Here is a 6,348-nt window from a genome sequence, read left to right as displayed (position 1 = left end):
GAACTGCAGTGATCCCGCGGCCTGGCTGCCGGACACGCCGAATGCCGCAATGATCTGATCTTTCGACAGCCCAAACAGCTTTGCCGCGGCAGCCGCCGCGCCATAGGTTCCCGCCGTGGCTGTGGGATGAAAACCGCGCGCATAATGCGAGGTCGGATCGAGCGCGTTGCCGAGCCGGCAGCAGACCTCATAGCCCGCCACGATCGCGGTCAGCACGTCGCGGCCGGAGGCGCCGACCATTTCGCCGACCGCGAACGCCGCCGGCACCACCGGCGCGCTCGGATGCAGCGAGGAATCCGCGTGCGTGTCGTCGAAATCCAGCGAGTGGCCAAGCGCGCCGTTGAGCAGTGCTGCGACCGCCGGCGTCCAGGTTTTGCTGTCGCCGAACACGGTGGCGTGGCCCTCGCCGTCGAGCGCCAGCGCTTCCAGCATTTTCAGCAGCGAGGGCGTGGATTCCGCATCGCGGCGCGCCCGGATCGCGCTGCCCAGGAAATCGAGCGTCAGCACCTTGGCGCGCGCCAGTACCTGCGGCGGGATGTCCTCGAATTTCAGATCGGTGACATAGCCTGCGAGCGTTGCGGTTTCATGGGCCATGGCGATGCCTCGGGTTTTCTTGCCTCTCGTTATTTTGGTACGGCGGAGGCGTAGCCTCGTCAACTCAGGTTACGGCGGGTCAGACCCCTGCTTTCCATCCGCCAGATCAGGAGATCGATGCGGTCCTGGCCGAAGAACGGCTCGTTTTCGAACACGAAGGTCGGCACGCCCCAATGCCCTGACGCGGTGTGGGCCTGCTCATTGCCGGCGATGATCCGTTCATAGCGCTCGGGATCGGCTGAAATGGCGGCATCCATCGCCGCCAGATCGAAACCGGCGGCGGTCGCGGCGCTGGCGAGATGATCGCCTTCGTTCCAGCCCGTAACGGTGCCGTCCCACAGCACCCGGCTGATGGCGTTGGTGAACGCCAGCGCGCGGCCCTCGAGCTGGGCCGCGGCGCCGAGCCGGGTCAGGCGATGGATATAGGGCTGGTGCTCGGCGACCTCGAGCGTCGCCATGTCCTGAACGATCGGGTCGGGTCGGGGAAAGCGGAACGGAATGTTCTCGCGGCTGGCGACGCGGCTGGAATCCAGCACCACATAGCGCGCGAATTGCGGATTGGCGCGCTTGAAAAAACCGGGCACCCGGACCGCGAGCGGATAGACCGGACGCAGGTTCACGGTCACATCATAGTCGGCGACCATCTTCATGGTCTTCGGCAGCGCCAGATAGCTGTAGGGGCTGCGAAACGAAAAGAACAGATCGACCGATAATGTCATGGGCCGCCCCCGCATTCCTATGTTCTGCTGGAGCAAAGCACGGGTACCGCAACCCGTCCATTGGGTCGCGGACGGGTCAGGATCGGGCGGCGACACGTCGCAGCATGGAGCGGACGATCAGGCGGTGGAGCGGCAGGATGACCGCCAGATAGCTCCGGCCGAGCAGGTTGTGCGTCAGCACCAGCGTGGTCGCGGTGACGCCCTGGCTTGCGCCGGATGTGGCGACATCCACCACGACGCGAAAATCCAGATGCTTGTCGTTGAAGCCCGCGACCAGCCGGTTCGGCGTCTCGCTCAGGACTGGAAACATCCCGATCATGTCCCGCGGTTCGGTTTGGCTCGCGCCCGATGTTTTCAGACCGAACGGCGCCACCAGGATATTGCGAAAGGTCAACAGCGCGTCGACCCAGCGCGGCGGCCGGCCGATCATGCGTTCCGCGGCGCGCCGGGCAGTGAGGGTCCGGTCATCGGTTTCGAGGTGGTAGGCGTCGGTGAACTGCGCGCCGGCCAGCAGCGTATCGGTGTCGACCTCAGGCGTGACTTCGCGGACTTTCATCGGGTCAAAGCCTGCTCACCAGCAGCCGGAAACGCAGGATGAGAAGAACGGCATAGACCGCGGTCCCGCAGGACAACCCGATCCAGACGCCCACCGCGCCCCACGCCGTCCAGAAGCCGAGCGCGCAGGCGCAGGTGAAACCGATCAGCCAATAGCTGATGATAGCAAACAACAGCGGCACCCGCGTATCGCTCATGCCGCGAAGCGCGCCGGCGGCGATGGTCTGGATGCCGTCGGCGACGAAGAAGGTCGAACCAACCACCAGCAGCGTCGCGGTGAGCTCGGCGGTGGCATCGGTGGTTTCGCCGAGAAAAATTTTGGCGATCGCAAATCGCCCGAGCATCACGGCGAGCGTCATGGCCGACATGAAGACGATGCCGAGGCCGGTCGCGACATATCCGGCGCGCCGGACCGCCGGCGCATCGCCGCGCCCGACAGCGTGACCGACCCGCACGGTCGCCGCCATTCCGATGCCGAACGGCACCATGAACAAGATGGCCGCGATCTGCAGCGCGATCTGATGCGCCGCCAGCGCGGTGGTGCTGATCAGGCCCATCAAGAGCCCGGCGGCGCCGAACAGGCCGTATTCCAGCAGGAAGGCGATCGAGATCGGCGCGCCGATCAGGACGAGTTGCCGCATCAGGCCCCAGTCGATCCGCCAGACATGCCCGATGACTTGAAATTTCCGGAACGGTGGCCGGCGGGCGGCCAACCAGATACCCGCCAGGAACATCCCGAAATTGACCATCGAGGTAGCGAGCCCGGCGCCGAACAGCCCGAGCCGCGGCAGGCCGAACCCGCCATACAGCAACAGGTACACCAGCAGCGCGTTGGCCGGGATCGCCGCCAGGGTGATCCACAGGATCGGCTCCGGCCGGTTGACCGCGCTCATGAAGCCGCGGATCGCCAAAAACCACAGTGCCGGCAGAATGCCCCAGGCCAGGCCGAACAGATATTGCTGCGCGAGAGCCGCGGCCGCGGGCGCCTGCCCCAGCGCCAGCAGGATCGGCTCGCCGCGAAACGGCAGCGCCATCATCGGCAGCGAGACCAGCAGCGCGACCCAGAGACCGACGCGAAGCGAGCGCCGCACCCGATGCGGGTTGCGCGCACCGAACGCCTGCGCCGCGAGCGGCGCCACCGCGGACACCAGCCCCATTCCAAAGGTGAAGCTGACGAAGAAAACCGTATGTGCCAGCGCCGCCGCTGCCACCGCCTCGCCGCCGAGACGTCCGATGAACGCGAGATCGGTCGTCATCATCGCGATCTGCCCGAGCTGGGTCAGCGCGATCGGCACCGCGAGTTTGAGCGTCTCGGCCAGTTCGGCCGGGAGACGGCTGCCGCGCCAAGCCGCGGCCGCCCGCGATGTGGTCGATGCTTGTTCGATTTTATCAAGGGAGGTCATTGAACCAGACTAGCCCCGCTACGGGCCAAAAAGATGACAGCGGCGCTTCGCCCTATCGATCGTTTACCGATCGTTTCTCGCCGGTATGCGGGTGATCTTCGCGCCCAGCGCATTGAGCCGTTCCTCGAGGCGCTCATAGCCGCGCTCGATCTGGTCGGCATTGTTGATGGTGGAGGTGCCTTCGGCGCACACCGCCGCCAGCAGCATCGCCATGCCGGCGCGGATGTCGGGGGATGTCATCGGCGCGCCGCGCAGCCGGCTCGGGCCTGCCACGATCGCCCGATGCGGGTCGCACAGCACGATGCGGGCGCCCATCGAGATCAGCTTGTCGACGAAGAACATCCGCGACTCGAACATTTTCTCGAACATCAGGATCACGCCGTCGCATTGGGTCGCGGTGACGATCGCGATCGACATCAAATCGGCGGGGAATGCGGGCCAGGGCTGGTCTTCCAATTTCGGCACATGGCCGCCGAAATCGTCCTGGATCTTCATGGTCTGGCCGGATGGCACGACGAGGTCGTCGCCCTCGATCCCGCAGACGATGCCGAGCCGCGCGAAGCCCATCAGGATCGAGCGCAGATGCTCGACGCCGGCGCGGGCGATGCGAAGCGGCGAGCGCGTCACCGCCGCGAGCCCGATCAGCGAGCCGACCTCGATATGGTCGGGGCCGATCGAATAGCGGGCGCCGCCCAGCGTCGCGGGGCCGTGCACGATGATGGTGTTGGTGCCGATGCCTTCGATTTTCGCGCCGAGCGCGAGCAGAAAATGCGCCAGATCCTGCACATGCGGCTCGGACGCGGCGTTGCGCAAATGGGTGGTGCCGTGGGCGCCGACGGCGGCGATGAGCGCGTTCTCCGTGGCCGTGACGCTGGGCTCGTCGAGGAAGACATCGGCGCCCTTCAGGCGCGGGCTGCGGAACTCGAGCCGGTGGGTCGCCGTGACGGTGGCGCCGAGCTGCTCGAAGGCGAGGAAATGGGTGTCGAGACGCCGCCGCCCGATCACGTCGCCGCCAGGCGGCGGCAGCGCGACCTCGCCGCAGCGGGCCAACAGCGGCCCTGCGAGCAGGATCGAGGCGCGGATCCGCGCGCACAATTCCGGGTCGAGATCGGCGGCGCGGATCTCCCTGGCGTGGATCAGAAGCGTGTTGCGCTCGAGCCATTCGGCGGAGGCGCCGACCGAGCGGACCAGTTCGACCAGGGTTTCGGTGTCGCGAATCCGCGGAACGTTTTCCAGCGTTACCGGATGTTCCGTCAGCAGGGCCGCCGCGATGATCGGCAACGCGGCGTTCTTGTTGCCGGACGGCTCGATCGTTCCCGCCAGTCGGTGTCCGCCTTCAACGATGTATTGAATAGGCGGCACGGGCGGATCCTGGCCTTATACGTCGATATTGGCGCTGAGCGAGTTGTCCTGGATGAATTCGCGGCGCGGCTCGACCACGTCGCCCATCAGCTTGGTGAAGATGTCGTCGGCCTCGTCGACCTCCTTGATCTTCACCTGCAACAGCGAGCGTGCATTGGTATCGAGCGTGGTTTCCCAGAGCTGATCCGGGTTCATCTCGCCGAGGCCTTTGTAGCGCTGCATCTTGACGCCCTCGCGGCCGGCGTCGGTCACCGCTTCGAACAGGCTGACCGGGCCGTGAATGGGGGTTTCGGTGTCCTTGCGGCGCAACAGGCCCGGCTTCGGATAGGCCTCCTGCAGCTTGGCCGCGTAATCGTCGAGCTTGCGCGCGTCGACGGAGCCGAGCAGGGCGTCGTCGATGATGGCGACGTCCTTGACGCCGCGCACGGTGCGCTCGAACAGAAAGCCCTCGCCTTCGGTGAAGCGCCCGGTCCAGCCGCGCTCGACTTCATCCGCCAGCGCGTCGAGCCGCCGGGCAATATAGTCCGCGGCGGCATTGGCGGTGGTGACGTCGCTGGTGATTTTCGGGTTGAGCACGCCGGCGATCGCGGCCTGCTCGATCACCTTGCGGTTATAGCGGCTGTGCAGATTGTGCAGCGTGCCGCGGATGATGCGGGCGTCCTCGACCAGCGTCTGCAGATCGCGGCCGCGGCGATCCTCGCCCGACGCCAGCTTGAAGACGCAGTCGTCGAGCCCGGTCTGGATCAGATAATCTTCCAGTGCGCGCTCGTCCTTCAGATATTGCTCGGACTTGCCGCGCGTCACCTTGTAGAGCGGCGGCTGGGCGATATAGAGGTGGCCGCGGTCGATCAGCTCGCGCATCTGCCGGTAGAAAAACGTCAACAGCAGCGTGCGGATATGGGCGCCGTCGACGTCGGCGTCGGTCATCACGATGATCTTGTGGTAGCGCAGCTTGTCGGCAGAGAAATCGTCGCTGATGCCGGTGCCGAGCGCGGTGATCAGCGTGCCGATCTGCTCGCTGGACAGCATCTTGTCGGGGCGGACGCGCTCGACATTGAGGATCTTGCCGCGCAGCGGCAGCACCGCCTGGAATTCGCGGTTGCGGCCCTGCTTGGCACTGCCGCCGGCGGAATCGCCCTCGACGATGAACAGCTCGGATTTGGCGGGATCGCGTTCCTGGCAATCGGCGAGCTTGCCGGGCAGCGAGGAAACGCTCAGCGGATGCTTCCGCGTCAGCTCGCGCGCCTTGCGGGCGGCCTCGCGCGCCGCCGCGGCCTGGATCACCTTGCCGACGATCACCTTGGCCTCGGCCGGATGCTCCTCGAACCATGCCGCCAGTGCCTCGTTGAGCACGTTCTCGACCACGGGACGCACTTCCGAGGACACCAGCTTGTCCTTGGTCTGCGACGAGAACTTCGGATCCGACACCTTGACCGAGAGCACCGCGGTCAGGCCTTCGCGGCAGTCGTCGCCGGTCAGCGCGATCTTTTCCTTCTTGGCGTTGGCTTCGGCATAGCCGTTGACCTGGCGGGTCAGCGCGCCGCGGAAGCCCGCGAGATGGGTGCCGCCGTCGCGCTGCGGGATGTTATTGGTGAAGCACAGCACGTTCTCGTGGTAGCTGTCGTTCCACCACAGCGCCGCCTCGACGCCGATGCCGTTCATCTCCGCGCGCACGATGATCGGAGCGGGCACCATCGCCTTCTTGTTGCGGTCGA

Annotated in this window: 6 protein-coding genes; all 6 read right to left on the bottom strand. The window is 66.1% G+C overall.

Annotated features, from left to right (window positions below):
• A partial coding sequence (locus WCE35_RS05305; protein ID WP_424592296.1) for an MmgE/PrpD family protein occupies positions 1–594 on the bottom strand: 594 nt, incomplete at its 3' end.
• A 59-nt stretch (positions 595–653) separates the two neighbouring features.
• Positions 654–1,313, bottom strand: coding sequence for a 2-hydroxychromene-2-carboxylate isomerase (locus tag WCE35_RS05300; RefSeq protein WP_424592295.1), 660 nt, complete (start codon positions 1,311–1,313; stop codon positions 654–656).
• 76 nt (positions 1,314–1,389) lie between these two features.
• Positions 1,390–1,869 carry a DUF2867 domain-containing protein gene (locus WCE35_RS05295; RefSeq protein ID WP_424592294.1) on the bottom strand — a complete coding sequence of 160 codons (480 nt, stop codon included), beginning with the start codon at positions 1,867–1,869 and terminating at the stop codon, positions 1,390–1,392.
• 4 nt (positions 1,870–1,873) lie between these two features.
• Positions 1,874–3,271, bottom strand: coding sequence for an MATE family efflux transporter (locus WCE35_RS05290; protein ID WP_424592293.1), 1,398 nt, complete (start codon positions 3,269–3,271; stop codon positions 1,874–1,876).
• 63 nt (positions 3,272–3,334) lie between these two features.
• On the bottom strand, positions 3,335–4,633 hold the full coding sequence (gene murA, locus WCE35_RS05285; protein WP_424592292.1) for a UDP-N-acetylglucosamine 1-carboxyvinyltransferase: 1,299 nt from the start codon (positions 4,631–4,633) through the stop codon (positions 3,335–3,337).
• Between the two features lie 15 nt (positions 4,634–4,648).
• On the bottom strand, positions 4,649–6,348 hold a 1,700-nt coding region (locus WCE35_RS05280), incomplete at its 5' end, for a DNA gyrase subunit B (RefSeq protein WP_424592291.1).

This window comes from Bradyrhizobium sp. (assembly GCF_049691595.1).
Taxonomy (GTDB): Bacteria; Pseudomonadota; Alphaproteobacteria; order Rhizobiales; family Xanthobacteraceae; genus Bradyrhizobium.
Note: the sequence above shows the minus strand (reverse complement) of the source record. Positions and strands in the feature narration are given on the sequence as shown.